Annotated in this window: 13 protein-coding genes; 5 read left to right on the forward strand and 8 right to left on the reverse strand. The window is 37.1% G+C overall.

Annotated elements, in window-relative coordinates:
* Window positions 1–255 precede the first annotated feature (255 nt).
* Complete coding sequence (locus PL_RS04820) at window positions 256–1,722, forward strand: tetratricopeptide repeat protein (protein WP_041881184.1); 1,467 nt, start codon at window positions 256–258, stop codon at window positions 1,720–1,722.
* 28 nt (window positions 1,723–1,750) lie between these two features.
* Here the strand turns inward: PL_RS04820 and PL_RS04825 are convergent, their stop codons facing one another.
* Both PL_RS04825 and dnaA read right to left on the reverse strand, forming a co-directional pair.
* A complete protein-coding gene (locus tag PL_RS04825) occupies window positions 1,751–2,176 on the reverse strand; it encodes a hypothetical protein (protein WP_041881185.1) in 426 nt (141 codons plus the stop codon).
* A gap of 21 nt (window positions 2,177–2,197) precedes the next feature.
* The gene (gene dnaA, locus PL_RS04830; RefSeq protein ID WP_041881209.1) at window positions 2,198–3,634 is read right to left on the reverse strand and encodes a chromosomal replication initiator protein DnaA; all 1,437 of its coding nucleotides are present in this window, start codon (window positions 3,632–3,634) and stop codon (window positions 2,198–2,200) included.
* A 577-nt stretch (window positions 3,635–4,211) separates the two neighbouring features.
* Here dnaA and PL_RS04835 point away from each other — a divergent pair.
* Window positions 4,212–4,970, forward strand: coding sequence for a hypothetical protein (locus tag PL_RS04835; protein WP_041881186.1), 759 nt, complete (start codon window positions 4,212–4,214; stop codon window positions 4,968–4,970).
* A 21-nt stretch (window positions 4,971–4,991) separates the two neighbouring features.
* The gene (locus tag PL_RS04840; protein ID WP_041881187.1) at window positions 4,992–5,420 is read left to right on the forward strand and encodes an SRPBCC family protein; all 429 of its coding nucleotides are present in this window, start codon (window positions 4,992–4,994) and stop codon (window positions 5,418–5,420) included.
* A 25-nt stretch (window positions 5,421–5,445) separates the two neighbouring features.
* Here PL_RS04840 and PL_RS04845 read toward each other — a convergent pair whose 3' ends face one another.
* Entirely contained in the window at window positions 5,446–6,474 is a 1,029-nt protein-coding gene (locus PL_RS04845; protein ID WP_041881188.1) for a hypothetical protein, read from the reverse strand.
* 5 nt (window positions 6,475–6,479) lie between these two features.
* Window positions 6,480–8,690: a peptidase domain-containing ABC transporter gene (locus PL_RS04850; protein WP_041881190.1), complete on the reverse strand. Its 2,211-nt coding sequence runs from the start codon at window positions 8,688–8,690 to the stop codon at window positions 6,480–6,482.
* 147 nt (window positions 8,691–8,837) lie between these two features.
* On the opposite strand from PL_RS04850, the gene PL_RS04855 reads away from it, so the two are divergent.
* Complete coding sequence (locus PL_RS04855; RefSeq protein ID WP_041881191.1) at window positions 8,838–9,941, forward strand: sensor histidine kinase; 1,104 nt, start codon at window positions 8,838–8,840, stop codon at window positions 9,939–9,941.
* 62 nt (window positions 9,942–10,003) lie between these two features.
* The gene (locus tag PL_RS04860) at window positions 10,004–10,714 is read left to right on the forward strand and encodes a LytR/AlgR family response regulator transcription factor (protein WP_041881193.1); all 711 of its coding nucleotides are present in this window, start codon (window positions 10,004–10,006) and stop codon (window positions 10,712–10,714) included.
* A gap of 1 nt (window position 10,715) precedes the next feature.
* Here PL_RS04860 and PL_RS04865 read toward each other — a convergent pair whose 3' ends face one another.
* Genes PL_RS04865 through PL_RS04880 form a run of 4 tightly spaced genes read right to left on the reverse strand, consistent with a single transcriptional unit; the run spans window position 10,716 to window position 15,976 of the window.
* The gene (locus tag PL_RS04865; protein ID WP_041881194.1) at window positions 10,716–11,219 is read right to left on the reverse strand and encodes a hypothetical protein; all 504 of its coding nucleotides are present in this window, start codon (window positions 11,217–11,219) and stop codon (window positions 10,716–10,718) included.
* A complete protein-coding gene (locus tag PL_RS04870) occupies window positions 11,216–14,368 on the reverse strand; it encodes a lantibiotic dehydratase (protein WP_041881197.1) in 3,153 nt (1,050 codons plus the stop codon). Before PL_RS04870 ends, PL_RS04865 begins: the two co-directional genes overlap by 4 nt.
* A gap of 15 nt (window positions 14,369–14,383) precedes the next feature.
* Entirely contained in the window at window positions 14,384–14,749 is a 366-nt protein-coding gene (locus PL_RS04875; RefSeq protein WP_041881198.1) for a hypothetical protein, read from the reverse strand.
* A gap of 9 nt (window positions 14,750–14,758) precedes the next feature.
* A complete protein-coding gene (locus tag PL_RS04880) occupies window positions 14,759–15,976 on the reverse strand; it encodes a lanthionine synthetase LanC family protein (RefSeq protein ID WP_041881201.1) in 1,218 nt (405 codons plus the stop codon).
* Between the last annotated feature and the right edge of the window lie 2 nt (window positions 15,977–15,978).

The following is a 15,978-nucleotide window of genomic DNA, read 5'->3' on the forward strand; positions in this document are numbered from 1 at the left end:
TATTAAAAAAATGTTAAACCAAAATACAACCCGGGCCATCTGATATATATATTCTATTATTTACCGGATTGTGATTACTCTTTGTTATATCAGACAGTAGATTTCCTGCCGTCAGAAAGAAAAATGCTCCAAAACACGCTATGTACTGCCATTTCATCATTTTTCAAATATTAAAATCAAAATTTTGAATAAAGATTGCTTCTCCTTCACTATTTTTAAATCAGACCCATATAACTGCAATTTAAATTAGCATCAATGAAGACAATCCTCAAAACGGCTGTCATTTCAACCCTATTATTATCATTTTTTTCTCTGTCTCTGTGCGCTGGTGATGGTCTGCTGAATAAAATAAAAACTGCTGTAACATCTCCTTCACCGACAACAGATAACCTGATAGAAAAGCTGATTATAACTTATATTAGTCAAGCCAATGAAGAAAGCGTAATAAGCAATAAAGAAACGCTATTATCAGAAATATTAAAAAGCAATCATCCTGATAAAAAGATATTCACCTATGAAATAGAGGCCGCCTATGCCAAAAGGCTGCTCCAGTTAGAAAAGGCAAGATACTATATCATCAAAGCACTTGATGAAACTCGACAGGAAAAGCCAAAATTCATCAGCCTGCTAAAAACGCTTGCATTTATTGATACTGATCTGGAAAATCACATGCGGGCTATGGAAAGCTATCTGATTATACAGAAACATCTGCAACAGATAAATGACACTGATAAACTCATATTAAATTACGCCAATATAGCTGATCTTTATACTAAAAGTAACTTATTTAATGAAGCTCTTGATGCCTTAAATTCAGCGCAGGATCTTGCCCTTAAACAGGATTATAAACAGATCCCGTCTTTATTATATGAAAATAAGGCTATTGCATTTTTCTACTTGAAAAACCAGGATTCTTTACAATATTACGCTGCCAAAATAGGCGGCAGAAACGCCAGCCCCTGTGACCCGCTGGTCAATCACCGTCTGAAATATATGCTGCTGTTACTGAGAAAAGACAGAAAAGCCATTGACGAGATAAAAGTCCTTATTGAGGCTCCAAATGATCCGGAGAAATTATACACCTATCTTCATTTAGCAGAAGCATATCTGATGTTTAACCAGACTGCAAAAGCAAGAGAGGTAATTTTCAAACTGTTATCTTCTGGCGACCTGAAGAAGCTGGGCTACATGAGGTGTAAGTTATTCATCTTACTGGGAAGCGCATATGAAAAAGAAAAACAATTTGAACTGGCCGCTCAGTATTATAAAAAAGGTACCGAACAATCATCCTTAAATACATTAAGGATGATGAAAACCGGCAGTATTCTAAACCTGCTGAAATATGATGAGATTAAGAAAAAATATGTTGTAGCTCAGGAAAACCTGGAAGTACGACAAAATTTCCTCCTGTTATTTGTAGCCATAACCGGCATGATCATCCTGACCTTTATTTTTCTGTACCGCTCCCTGAAAATTAAGAAAAAATATGATGAACTGATGTTTAACAAATTAAGCAGCGAGATTTCTTTCATTAATTCTCATGAGATCAGAAAATACCTGAGCAATATACTGGGCATAGTCATGGTCATCAAAATGAGCGAAGACAGAAACGAAACTTATCTGGAATTTGAAGATGCACTTTTTGATTCTGCTGAAAACCTGGATACTTCTATCAAAAGCATAGCAGCCAAATTAAATGATAAAGCCGGATCATACACATGAGCCGGCTTTATCATTTAATTTATTGATATTAAGCTAAGACTTCTGCTTCATTCCCGACCGGGACAGCCTCCTCTTTCAGTTTCTCATTGAACTGCTGAAACTGACGTGCTGCATCGGGATGTAAGGCCAGAATACCATTTACCTGATCCTGCCTGCCTTCTTCAATTTTCGCATTCAGCCCTATGACATCCTGCTCTGAAAAACTGCCGTTTTCAAATTTTGAGGTCCAGTGTTTAATAAATTTAGCCATATCCTGAGTTTCGATCTCTTTAACTATAGGAGACAAACTCTGCTTCAACTGTGCCGCTTCATTCATTTCTTTTGTATAGAAAGGATTAAGGGCTTTAATGAAAGGAATACTATGGTTCTGTACTTTTCTGATTACATTGATCAGGTAAGGGATCGCAAGTATAATAATCAATGAGATTATTATAGTACTGGCATTTAAATTCATCGTGGTTTTTACGGTTTTGAATTAACTCATCTTTAATTTCTTCTGGATATCAGTTACATATCCTTTGAATTTTTTATCACTGTCAATCAGATCTTCTACCGTTTGACATGCGTAAATTACTGTAGAGTGATCTCTGCCTCCATAAAAAGCACCGATGCTTTTTAATGAAGATTTTGTCAGACTTTTAGACAAATACATAGAGATCTGTCTTGCCTGCACCACCTCACGTTTACGTGTTGGTGATTTTACAAGATCAACAGGAACTTCAAAATACTCACAAACCAGTTTCTGGATATATTCCATTGAAATTTCTTTGGATGTATTCTTGATAAAGTTCTTTAACATCGATTTAGCTAACGACAAATCGATCTCTTTTCTATTTAAAGTTGCCTGTGCCAGTAGAGAAACCATCGCTCCTTCCAGTTCACGGACATTGTTATCAATATTATGCGCTACATATTCTATAACCTCAGCTGGTAAATCAATACCGTCAGAAGCCATTTTCTTTCTAAGGATAGCAATTCTTGTTTCCAGATCAGGAATCTGTAAATCTGCCGATAGTCCCCATTTGAAACGGCTAAGTAAACGCTCTTCTAAACCAGATAAATCTTTTGGAGCTTTATCTGAAGTAATAATAATTTGTTTACCTGACTGATGTAAATGATTGAAAATGTGGAAGAAAATATCCTGTGTTTTCTCTTTTCCCGCAAAGTTGTGAATATCATCCATGATGATTACATCCATTGCCTGATAGAAGTTTACAAAGTCATTGATCGTATTGTTCTTCAATGATTCAACAAATTGCTGACAGAATTTTTCGCAGGATACAAAGATGACCAGTTTATCAGGATAAGTACGTTTAATCTCATTACCTATTGCCTGTGCCAAATGCGTTTTCCCCAATCCTACGGCACCGTAAATCATTAAAGGGTTAAATGATGTGGCACCAGGTTTTGCAGCCACAGCGAAGCCCGCAGAGCGCGCCAGACGATTACAGTCACCCTCAATATAATTCTCTAAAGTATAGTTGGCATTAAGCTGTGGATCAACGTTTAGTTTTTTCAGACCAGGAATCACAAACGGATTTCTAAGATCCTTACTGATCTGCGCCGGTGCTGGCAATGACTGTGCCTTTGATGCAATTGTATTGGTATTGGACGGGCTGCTTGCAGCTATATATGGAGTATTGCTTTTTGAAGGTTTATTATCTACAACGATGTTATATTCCAAACGTCCTTCATCTCCTAATTCCTGCTTTACTGTTTTACGTAAAAGACCTACATAGTGCTCTTCCAGCCACTCATAAAAAAACAAACTTGGTACCTGAACAGTTAAGACGTTACCTTCTAATTTTAATGCCGAGATCGGTTCGAACCAAGTCTTATAACTTTGATTCGGGATGTTAGCCTTAATAGTTTGAAGTGAATTATTCCACACTGTTGTACAAGTATTCTGCATAGTTTTTTTATTGTTATTGGTAATGTTAATGCCCCGGAAATAAGCTTCCTTCATTTTCGGGATTGCGAAGATCTAGAAAATTACCAACAAAAAAACATAAACTTATACCCAGTAGTAAGCTACTAAAAAGCAATTATTTAGCTCTTTTTTTTTAGCCATAATGTGGATAAGTATGGGTTACCAACAGGTGTTGTTAACTAAAGAGCTGTTAATAACTTTACAGGGTTATTAACTACTGGAAGCAGATAGTGGAAGACTGATAACTATCAACCAGTTATATCCTGTTCTAACCTATGTAAGTTACCTGTTGATAAATTAAAAAGAATCAGAATATCAGATTTGCCTCAGCATATTTTTGATGGGAAGGTCAAAAAGCTAGAAAAAACTCCAATTATCTTTCGGCTTTTACCTCAGTGACGACAACCCTTCATCCAGCCGGATCTGCATACCTACTCCTATCCGGAATCTGATCAGGTTTTGCAGACATTATTCAGTTAACAAATTAAAATTGTGCAACGAGTATAGTTGCGAACCGGATTTTATCAATAAATTGGAAACTTAAATAAAAAACCGGCATATGTATCCATCAGGTGAAGCTCTTATTATACTATTATTAGCAATTGGCGCAGCAGGTATACTGCTTTTAGGTCTTTTGCTTTCTATTGTGGTTTTCTTTAAAAAAAAGACAGCTATTGAAATCATTGCATGGATCTGCAGTGGACTATCATTGGCTCTGTATCTTACTTTTCTGCATTTTGGACTTTCCAGCGAGTTTCGATGGTCCGATCTCTTTCTCCTGATCGTCATACTTACTTTCTTTTTATTGCTTCAATACAGATCAGCATTTGCGCAGGGAGCTAAACTTAAAATCGTATTAATCTTCAGAACGGTTCTCATTCTGATGACTTTTGCCACTGTATGCAAGGCAATAATCAATCTGCTGATTACAGCTAATCTGATAGATCCTTCAAAGGGCGGTATGGTGCAGACTTTCTATACCTTGCAAAGTGTAATATTCTGGTGTATCATGACAGCTTCGGGCATCTGGTATTTATATAAGATAAACCCACCCCTGGTCAAAAGTGAAATCTTTAAAACTGCAGTATTTTTTAGCTGGCCGGTATTTTTCCTGGTAGTCACACTGGGTATGCTACTCTTTTATATGGAATACACGAATATGAACCGGGGAATAACTATTTCGATGCTTTTTAATCGAAAGTTTTTAATCAGCCAGCTGGGTTTCCTGATTTTCGGCTGTGCGATTTCTGCCATTATAGCCACCTCAATCTACTATTATTTTAAAACTACTAAAGATAAAAACATAACAACCGTCTGATCAGTAAATCAATTACAAATTATGGAAACTGTAAACAACACCTCTGTCACAATAGAAACCACAGTTAACGCACCAATAGAAAAAGTATGGGAATCATGGAATAAACCTGAGCATATCACTAAATGGAGCCATGCATCTGATGACTGGCACACCACTTACGCAGATAATGACCTGCGTAAAGATGGAAAATTCAAAACTACGATGGCTGCAAAAGACGGAAGTTTAAGTTTTGATTTTGAAGGTGTATATACCAGTGTAATTGAACAGGAACTTATTGCCTATACCATGGGTGATGGCAGAAAAGTAAAAATTTCCTTCGTTAGTAACGGAGACGGAACACAGGTTATAGAGACATTCGATCCTGAAAGCACGAACCCTGTTGAAATGCAACGTGGAGGATGGCAGGCAATTCTGGATAATTTCAAAAAATATACTGAAGCTAATCTTTAATATGGTTATCTATTCTTAAAGGCCGTTAAACAGCGACCTTTAAGAATAAATCTTTACCTGAAGCAATTCTGACCGGTTTTCCGAGGAAGTCTTTCAAATGGGCTTCAGCATATTGCTGAATTTGCGCAATAGCCAGAGATGTACGCTCTTTGTCATCCTTGTTAAGATAGAAAATAACCTGTTCCAGAAGATTTGCTTTAAAATGATCATAAGCAGCAGAAATTTCTGTGTCTCCAAAAAAAGCTTTCAGATTCTCAAAATAAACTTCTTCAGGATCATTGAAATAAGAAGCTTTCACGTACATCCAGTTATGTGCTATCGCCCTGTTATAAAGGTCTGCCGGCATATCGGCCAGTAGTGGCTGAAAAATATGGGTATTAAAATAAACATTATCGTATTCGCCGGTATACATTAATGCACTATTTAGCGATGCCAGCTGATTAAATACAGAATCCATCGCATTCTCCTGTACCAGAGCCACAGCCCTGATCAGTTCATGGTTCCAGTCTTCAATAATCAATCCTTCTGCATGCCCTGAATAAATAAAAGTGATAATATTTTTAATCAGGTTATTAGCCTTTTCCAGATCTCCCATCTTTTGATAGATACGGGATATATTCTGAATCTGCTCAATTCTCCTGAAAATAAGAATCGGATACCCGTTACGTTCCAGTTCAGCACTTAGTAACAATCCTTCTTTCATTAAAGCTATTGCTTCTTCCCAGCGTGCTACTTTGTAATAATAATTCCCCCAGGCAGAAAGTTTAAACAGTTTAGGTAAAACATGACTTTCGGGAATAGTATCAAACAACCCGTCAGCCATTTCAAAAAGCCTGTCTGCTTCTTTAAAATCATTTTTCCGGCAAGCAACAACAGCATCCAGATAAATGTCAATACAGTGATGTATCTGTGGCCCGGTAATCGTGTTTTCATTATCCTGTTTGCCTAATAAAAAGCTGAATACGCCGTTATATTCGGCTGGTGCTTTACTACCTGACTTGTCCTCAGGACTAATGTTCTGCAAAAAATCGATAAAATCATTTAGTGTTTCCATAATTTTTAATTTCCTAGTTCCAATTGATTCTTAATTAATTTGTAGTAATATCCCCGCTGTGCAACAAGTTCAGCATGTGTACCCTGCTCGGCTACCCCGCCATTATCCAGAACAATTATATTATCGGCATTCTTCACTGTACTCAGACGATGGGCAACAATCACCACTGTTTTTCCCTCCAAAAAGGTATTTAAACGTTCAATGATGATCTTTTCATTTGAAGCATCCAAAGCGCTTGTAGCCTCATCAAGAAAAATATATTCAGGGTTTTTATAAACCATACGGGCAATCAATATTCTTTGTTTCTGTCCGCCGCTGATCCCTTTTCCATCTTCACCAATTTTAGTTTGAAAACCCAGAGGCTGACTCGAAATGTATTGCTGAAGATTAGCTATATGGATAGCCCGCTGTAAACTTTCCAGACTCAGATTCTCTTTGTTCAGCGCTATATTATTTGCTATAGTATCAGAAAATATAAAGCCATCCTGCAATACAACTCCACAATGCTGTCTCCAGAAATCAGGACTCATATTTTCAAAAGAATTGCTTTCCATGATGATCTCTCCGTCGGTTGGTTTGCAGATTCTCAGCATTAATTTCAATAATGTGGTCTTTCCGCTTCCGCTGGCCCCGACAATGGCAGTTGTTTTACCGGATTCTATTGTCAGATTCAATCTGTCGATAGTCACCTTATTTCCTGCCCCGGGGTATACAAAACTTACCTCTTTAAAAATTAAGCTCCGGTTTACAGGAAGTCTGTTAATATAGTTGTACTGCGTATCCTCTTCTTCTTCCAGCGCCTGTATCTGCCCCAGACGCTCCATACTGATTTTTGCCTCCTGATAAGTTTGTATAAATGAAGCCAGCTGCGCAATAGGATTATTCATCTGTCCAACTATAAACTGTATAGCCATCATATCTCCAAGGGTCATCTCATTTTTGATAACCAGCCTGGCTGCAAGAAACAGGATAAATATATTTTTAGCCTGATTGATAAAAGCTGACCCGATTTGCTGATACTGACTTAAGGATAATGTCTGTATGTTAAACCTGAACAATCTGGCCTGCAGCTCTTCCCATTCCCAGATCTTTTGTGTTCCGCAATTGTTAATTTTGATTTCGCAGATTCCGTTAAGCAATTCCATTGTCTTAGACCTGTTCTGAGAAGTGATATCGAACCGCTTAAAGTCCAGTTTTTCTCTCCGGGCAAGAAAAAGTGAAAGCCATCCGAAATACATCAGGCTTCCACTAATAAACACACCACAAATGACTGGATTATATGCAAATAGCACGAAACTAAATACTATGAAGGTTATGATTGAAAAAAGCGTATTCAAAGAAGCTCCGCTTAACAGATTCTCTATTCTTTTATGATCCTCTATACGCTGTAAAATATCCCCGTTTAATTTACTGTCAAAGAAAGTCAGCGGCAAACGGAATAACTTATGCAAAAATGCCGACAGCACCTCAACATTAACTCTGGAAGTAATATGCAGCACAATCCAGCCTCTGATAAATTCAACTGATGTCTGCCCCAGCACAATAAACAATTGTCCCAGTAGAATGGCATAAATAATATTCAGATTCTGCCCCTTCACCCCCATATCCACAAGGGCTTTGGTAAGAAAGGGTAAAATAAGCTGAATTAATGCACCGGCCAGCAATCCTGCAAACAATTGCCTGATCAATGCTTTATATTGCATCAGGTGTTTCAAAAGATATCCTATACCATTAACGACAACCTTTTTATCATCTTCCAGATCATAAAAAGTTGTGGTGGGCTTAAGTAATAAAACAATACCGGCAGGTTCATTCTGGATCTGCGTATATGCCCAGTTATTTAAGAATTCATCCTTTGAATAGGATTGCAAACCACTTCCCGGATCAGAAACATAAACCTTTTTCTTGCTCATTTTGTATAAAACGACAAAATGATTTTTCCGCCAGTGAATAATACAAGGCAAAACAGGTCTCCCCTGTAATTTCTCGTAAGTCATATTCCCCCCTACAGTATGTAATCCAAGGTTTTCCGCAGCTCTGCTTATCCCTAACAATGATACTCCTGTTTTCCCGATCTCGCTTAACCTGCGGATTTTTTCCAGGTCAAAAAACTTCCCGTAAAACTTGCTGATTATCTTTAAACACGTAGGCCCGCAATCCATCATGTCATGCTGTTTGTAATGAGGAAAACGCAGCGCTTTTACTTGGTCTATCATTATTTTATATATTAATAGTGTAAGAATATTATATCCAGACGATAATAAAACTTCGTTTGTATTACAAATAAAAGGAGTACTTTAGAAGTGCAGAATTAAATTCGACAAACCCATTACTTTTAATGACCAAAAGCAATTAACGCTACAATGAGGCTAAATAATTATACCCCATGGATCTCAAAAATAGACTGGAATAAACAATATTCTACCCGTACAAGAATCCTCTTTCATTTACTGATGTGGACTCTTCTCTCTATTTTGTACTTCAATGGATATAACAGATATGACAAACAACTTGGCTGGCTGTTTGTCATCAAAGACCTGACCTGCATCATGATCATTTTTTATGCAGCCTCATATTATGTACTTCCCAGGTTATTATTTAAAGGCAAAGTTGTACTAACACTCATTGCAGGAGTACTCTCTTACCTGCTGTATGGAAGTTTAACTTATCTGCTCTGTGTAATTCTCAATGCAAATTTCGAACAAAGCCCGCGGTTACATAACTATGTGGTGGTGGTTCTGGATCATAAGATTACCGGTATTTTCACCTGGTGGGCCGTTTCATTTTATCTGCTTGATTTTCTTTACCTGGTTACCCCGCCACTGGCACTAAAACTTATCAAACTGATTACTGACCAGAGTAATAAACGTATCATACTGGAAAGAGACAATCTGAACCTGGAGATAAATTTCCTGAAAGCACAGATAAATCCCCATTTTTTATTCAATACACTGAATAATATTTATAGAATGGTTAACAAACAGGACCCTAAAACAGGTCCTATGGTCCTGCATTTTGCGGATCTGATGAGATATACTTTATATGAATCCAACGTGGACAGAATATTATTATCCAGAGAAGTCGAATTTATTAATGATTACCTGGAACTGGAACGCATCAGATATGGGAAAGATGTAAGCATTAAAACACATTTTAAAGAAGATTTCGGCCGGATGATGGTTGTGCCTTTAATTCTCTTTCCATTTATTGAAAATGCTTTTAAACACGGGATTGATGCAACTATAGAATCATCATGGATAGAAATATTACTTGAAGTGAAGGAAAACATTCTCCATTTTGAAGTAAACAATAGTGTCGGTAATGGCTACCCAACTGAAGAATTTGGTGGTGTTGGCGTTGCCAACGTCAAAAAACGTCTGAATATTCACTATGCTAATAAATTTAAACTGACAAACCGGGCAGAAGACGGCGTGTATAGCGTAAATCTTCAGCTTGTATTGAATTAATGATATTGATATTCTTACAGGAATACCATATATTGTAACCACACCTAACCTCTTAAACACAAATGACTATTAAATGCCTGATCATAGACGATGAGCCTCTGGCAAGGGAAACCATTGAGGATTATATCAGTAAAATACCAAATCTTGAATTGATTGCAAGTTGCAAGCATGTTTTTGATGCCCTGGAGCACCTGCAAAATGATACAGTAGATCTGCTGTTCTCAGACATCCACATGCCTGAAGTAAATGGAATTGATTTTATCAGATCTTTACAAAACCCACCTTACGTAATTTTTATCTCCGCTTATCCAAACTATGCCGTTGACGGATTTGATCTGGATGCCCTGGATTATATAGTTAAACCCTTTCCTTTCGAACGGCTCCTCAGAGCTGTTAATAAAGCATCCAAAATAATTTATCAGAAAGGTAAAACTACCGATACTCCAAAAAATCAACATCTTTTTGTCAAAGACGGTCATAAATTACACCGGGTAATGTTTGATGAGATTTGTTATGTAGAAGGAATGAAAGACTATGTGAAGCTGGTTCTCAAAGACCGGACAATCGTAACTCACCTTACGATGAAACGGGTTGAAGACCAGCTGCCTGAAGACAAATTTATCAGAATACAAAAATCTTTTATTATCAAAAAAGACGAGATCAAGTCATTCAATGGAAACGAAATTGATTTATATACTCTGAAGGAAAAAATCCCTATTGGAAAACTTTATAAGGAAGCATTGCTAAAACATTTTGGCCTTAACATGGATTAGTTTATTCCATTAATGATTTAAGCAGCGTTCTCTTTTCACTTTCAAAAATAAGCGTTCCGCCAATGGATTCTATTTCCGGTAATTTACCTGCCAGAAATTCTGCAGATTTTTGATCCAGCTTAACAGTATAAGATATTTTGCCGTTTTTTATGGGAGGAATGATCTTCAGTAACCTCCCTTTTAAACTTATTTTATCCTGTGAGCTATTATCCAATGGAATTTCGATCTGAACAACACCTGCTTTTTTTAAACCGTCAAGCTGGCCGGCATCCAGCATACCTTTTACCAGGTACTCAGGAGTGTGTTTAGCAGCATCAGCAGTCAGCTGACCATATAACACGACGGGCAGGATATGCTCCTTGGGTATAACAATCAGTGCTGAACTTATTACAAAACTGGTAATAATAAACAGAAGGATGGTACCTCCTACACGATTAACCCAATGTGGCGGATTACCAATTATCTCATTGATTTCTGCTGAAAAATGGGGACGGTCTATGATCATGATAATATAGTTTTAATTGGTGAATGTTTTCTTCGTGCAATCAACGACGCATAATATTTAGCCATGTGATGATAAACTACCATCTCATGCATTCTTTGATTGGCAATAAATATTCTATTTAAAAACATGTGTATATAACTCGGCATAATACTTCTGAAAACTGCACTAAAATCAGTTCCGGGTGTGTGTTCCTGAGCAGAATTATAGAATTTCTCAAGCGCAGATTTGTTTAATGCTGATCGCACAGTGAACAGCTGAACTGCATCTTCTATCTCTTCGGTATCATTTTGAGGATCCATAAACAGATTCAGTTCGCTGGTAACAGCTCTGAATTTATCATTCAATTGTGTATTCAGACTCTTATTTCCATCAAATTCGGTAAAGAATGAAGAAAATACCTGTTCCATCATTTGCTGTCTTTGTTCAATGGTCATTTCAAAATCTGCCATCAGCAAATCCACCCCTCTCATTGCAAAAAGCCACCTGTACCGCTCACCTTCTACCCCCTCTATCATATCGATGAAGCTACTTACAGCCTTACTGTCATGGTAAAAAACTGTTTCACTGAGTTCCATAGTCTTTTCCCCGTAACGTTCTATCTCTCTGTCATAAGTATCATATTGCAGCTTACAAACAATTCTTTCCTCATATAATCCGCTCAGCGCCTGTTGTATTCTGCTAATGATTTCAGCGGTTGCTGCTGCATTCTTCTGATGCAGAAATCTTACTCTCAGGTGGCCTTCCGGATCATTAAAGCGAATAAAGAACCATTTTTCAACAATGCCATCTTCTTCCATATCAGTAATCAGAGGCAGTAAATACTCTGTCAGGATGGTATCCGCCCATTTTGAGCCACAGTATATTTTAACATAAGTCCATTCGCTTCCCAGAGGAAAAGAACGGGTTATTACACTTTTCTTTCCCTGAACCAAACCTCTTGAAGCTTTCACCTCATTTTGAACATAAAACGGAATGATCACTTCATTTAAATAACCAGCTCCTGAGCTATCAGTTGCCAGATGGCTATCCTGAGTATGTAAAAACTCATATAATACAGCATCCTTTTTTTTCAGATGCTGAATAAGCAATGGCATCACCAGTAAACTGTCAAAATCCAGAAGCAGTTCATTATCACCTTCGGTAAGCAAAACTTTAGCAGGAAGATTGTATTTTTTTCTGAAGGCTGTTATTTCTTCAGCAGTCTTTATACCCTTAATATCATTGTATATGGAAGACTTCAGCTGCCACCTCGCTCTGGATAGAATAATATGTTTATACTCAATTCTTGGCAGGAATGCCTGCTCACCCAGAAAATTCCAGTCCCATATAATTGCAAAAGAATTGTCCTGGTTCTGCAAATCGCATAAGAACTTATAGACAGAGATCCCATTTCCAAAATTATGGGCAGAACTCAATCTTGGAATGATAATCTTATTCAATCGTTTAGAGCGAAGTACAATTTTGCCATTTCTGATAGAAACCATTAAATCTGTTACCGGAATCTGATGATCTTTATCCGCCGAAGAGTTTCCCAGAAAAGGAATCTCATATGACCTGATCTGAGGGCGCTGTAAAATATTACCTATCCTGGCTTCAGGAAGATGAACAACCTCAGCGACAATAGCATCTCCCAGCCCATCCTGCTCTATCTGAGCACATTGCTTTAATTTTTGATCAAGCGGATCAATTGATTGAGCAAACCTTCCCAATAGCGGGGTTGCAGAAGGGCCGCCGCAAATGGTCATACTGAATTTAAAATCCCCATTATCCAGATCTTCGCCGCTGGCAGCAACAAAACTCCCTACGCTGTATAATGTATTGGGCAGGCTATTTTCACGCTGTCCTAATTTTTCCAGCTCTTCAGGAGTGATCATAATTTTATCATTTCCGGTCTCCTGACTTTCAATGAATTTCTTAAAAACAAATTGTTTATATGGAGTCCAGCTTATTTTACTTATTTCTTTTTTACCCGGCAAAATCATTCCGTCAATTAAAGGCGTATAATTAGCATGAGCACCGCTGAATTTGGCATAACCAATTCCTGCTTCAGTATCCAGTGCTTCAAGCAAAGGGATTTCCTGTTCCTCATAACGGTAACTGAACTTCTGTTTGAATGTTCTTAAATCACCTGAAACTGTACTTTTATATAATCCGCTTAACTCACCCAGTTCTTTAGAAAGAATTCCAATACTCTGTTTGCTCAACGAGTTTTTATTCATTTTAATTTCCAGATCAGTCTGTACCAGATCCTTACTTTTTGCTGATGGAAAATCTTCCAGAAGAATTGACTCAATTTCCTTACAAGCTCCGATCAGATTCCCCTTTTCCTGTAAAATGGTATTAATTTTTAATAAGCCCGGTAATTTAGTATTGGTACTATCCAGCTGTTCCAGTTTTTCCAGTAGTACATCAAAAAACTCTCTTCCGGTTACCGTAGGCTCAAGCTCTGAGGTAATAATCTGGCTATTGATAATATCATCCAAAAACTCAGCAGATTGTTCTGGAGTAAGTGATAATGATATCAATGCATTCAGCAGATCCTGATACTTCGCACCATTTGCAGCTGTACTTAAGATCATCTCTACATATTTTGATGATTTGATAGAAACCAGGAAATAATCCCTTTTTTTATTTCTTAATTTATATTCATAATAGCGATAAGTAGTATTTGTTTTATAAAGACTGTTATTGGGATAAAAAGTCAATTTAGTTTTGAGCTCTGGCTGCTGAATTAATGCAGAGGTGATTTCTGCCACATAATTCATATCAAGACGACTATGTTTAACTGTATCATTTTTCAATTCCCAGCTGGTCTTCTCTTCGCCAATCAACCCCATATCAAATCCGGCAAACAAACCATATGGCGTACATCTGGAACTCATTCGCAGCAAATACTTATATAAGGTTTGCATTAATTTTTCACTTTTTATCAACGCTGGATTTTCCAGCCACTTTAACAATTCTGCATGAAGTTCAGGACTGGCCAGATAAATAGACTCCTGAATATCTTCCGATTGATAAATAGTAAAAATTGCCTTTATCAGGCTTTCAGGGTCAGCAATTTTATTCAAAGCAAACAAGTTATCTATTGACAATGCCGGCATTCTCAGTAAATAAAAATCGAAAGGGGTAATTTTTGCTTTTTGCATATCTGTAATTATTAATTATCTATTTATTATTGAATAAAAAACCTCATCGATACAACGATTAAATTTCTCATAGGACACTGGTTTATAAAGTACATTACTAATCTGACTCAAGTCGTAATCACTTAACTGATCTATCGTATATGCCGTTACAAGTACTATACTGCTATCATTTGAAAAAAGTCCTTCTATATCTTTTTTCACGTTGCCTCTTATTTTAATGTCCATGAACATTAAATCTATTTTCACTTCCTTAAATTTAACAAAGTCATTGACATTATTAAACTTACCTAAAAGCTTTAAATCGCCTCTTCTGTGTATATATTCCTGAAGAAGCTCTTGTGCCAATGGCTCGTCTTCTATGATTATGCAGGTTAGTATCATTTATTCTAACTAAGGTATCCATGTAAATTCATTAATTGATAGTTCTCCTTCGGTCAGATACTGAATTAATACTAAACCGATTCCGGCAAGACCATAACCAAACCCTAGCTGTCCTTCCGGATATTTATCAAAGAAATAGGAGTTGAATCCCAGATATTCATTATCTGATTTATTCATTTTGCTGATTTGACTGAACCAGTAGTTTGCCGCTTTTTTAAAGGTATCAATCCCTGTCAGCTGATAAATCCTGCTATACAAAAGATAAGGAGAACTGACACCATATTTAACGGAAGCATCCTTCAGTGTTGAACCTTCCATCCGATGTCTGGTAATTGTATCATAGGCCAGATCAATTCCTTCAAGCAAAGCAACTGAATCATTAAGAATCTTCGCTGCTTTTATTATGGCGTAAACAGTACCAATATCACCATAGACAACGCAGTGATTTTTAGTTTCTTCATTTCTGCCAATCCACAGCGGGAAGTTTGAACCATACTGATCAGGATCAATTTTATTAAGCAGTAAAAATCTTATAGCATAACGCATCAGCTCTTCACATCTTTCTTTTTCAATTCCTTTTTCGTGAATTGAGCAGAGGAAATTGATAATCATTCCATTTCCATGTGCTAATCCTGTATAGACTCTTGGCTCTTCGAAATAATTCGTAGTCCAGTAATATCCGTTATCCTTATCCCCTTCGCGGGAAGAATAAATAGCTTCAAATAAAGCCAGGGTACAGCGATAGATTTCAGGAGAACTGTCCAGTCTTCTTAACAGATAAGAACTGATACTTAAAGCTCCTGTTCCTATTCCAAAATTTTTAGCCTCAATATTTGTTTCTACTCTATCAATTAACAAAGCATCAAATTCATCAAATGAAAAGCCCGTGTCCTGATCTAAATGTCCTTTCTCCTGAAGATAGCTGATCAGTGTTCCAAACTCAGATAAGTCACCATAATAATTAGATAGTATAGCTTTATATTTAGCAGGGTTCAGCGCATCTATGGATTCCAGCAGTAGTTTTTCAGCAACTTCATAATACTTATCATCCCCTGTTAATTTCGCATAGTGACAGTTTAATAATAAGGCCCCACCACGTCCGGTTCCAAGACCGAAATTATGCAGTACTGTACCCGTAAGTGAATTTACATGAGTTACAATATTAGCCAGCAGTGTTTCTGTGCTTTTTTGAGCTGACTGACTTTCATATTTTTTCAATAGTTCCATAT

Origin of the sequence: Pedobacter lusitanus, assembly GCF_040026395.1 — a bacterium.
Taxonomy (GTDB): Bacteria; Bacteroidota; Bacteroidia; order Sphingobacteriales; family Sphingobacteriaceae; genus Pedobacter; species Pedobacter lusitanus.

Coding starts and splice junctions, on each gene's coding strand:
- PL_RS04860 (WP_041881193.1), top strand. CDS start 10,004: ATGACTATTAAATGCCTGATCATAGACGATGAGCCTCTGGCAAGGGAA.
- PL_RS04845 (WP_041881188.1), bottom strand. CDS start 6,474: ATGGAAACACTAAATGATTTTATCGATTTTTTGCAGAACATTAGTCCT.
- PL_RS04825 (WP_041881185.1), bottom strand. CDS start 2,176: ATGAATTTAAATGCCAGTACTATAATAATCTCATTGATTATTATACTT.
- PL_RS04835 (WP_041881186.1), top strand. CDS start 4,212: ATGTATCCATCAGGTGAAGCTCTTATTATACTATTATTAGCAATTGGC.
- PL_RS04855 (WP_041881191.1), top strand. CDS start 8,838: ATGAGGCTAAATAATTATACCCCATGGATCTCAAAAATAGACTGGAAT.
- PL_RS04880 (WP_041881201.1), bottom strand. CDS start 15,976: ATGGAACTATTGAAAAAATATGAAAGTCAGTCAGCTCAAAAAAGCACA.
- PL_RS04820 (WP_041881184.1), top strand. CDS start 256: ATGAAGACAATCCTCAAAACGGCTGTCATTTCAACCCTATTATTATCA.
- PL_RS04870 (WP_041881197.1), bottom strand. CDS start 14,368: ATGCAAAAAGCAAAAATTACCCCTTTCGATTTTTATTTACTGAGAATG.
- dnaA (WP_041881209.1), bottom strand. CDS start 3,634: ATGCAGAATACTTGTACAACAGTGTGGAATAATTCACTTCAAACTATT.
- PL_RS04840 (WP_041881187.1), top strand. CDS start 4,992: ATGGAAACTGTAAACAACACCTCTGTCACAATAGAAACCACAGTTAAC.
- PL_RS04865 (WP_041881194.1), bottom strand. CDS start 11,219: ATGATCATAGACCGTCCCCATTTTTCAGCAGAAATCAATGAGATAATT.
- PL_RS04875 (WP_041881198.1), bottom strand. CDS start 14,749: ATGATACTAACCTGCATAATCATAGAAGACGAGCCATTGGCACAAGAG.
- PL_RS04850 (WP_041881190.1), bottom strand. CDS start 8,690: ATGATAGACCAAGTAAAAGCGCTGCGTTTTCCTCATTACAAACAGCAT.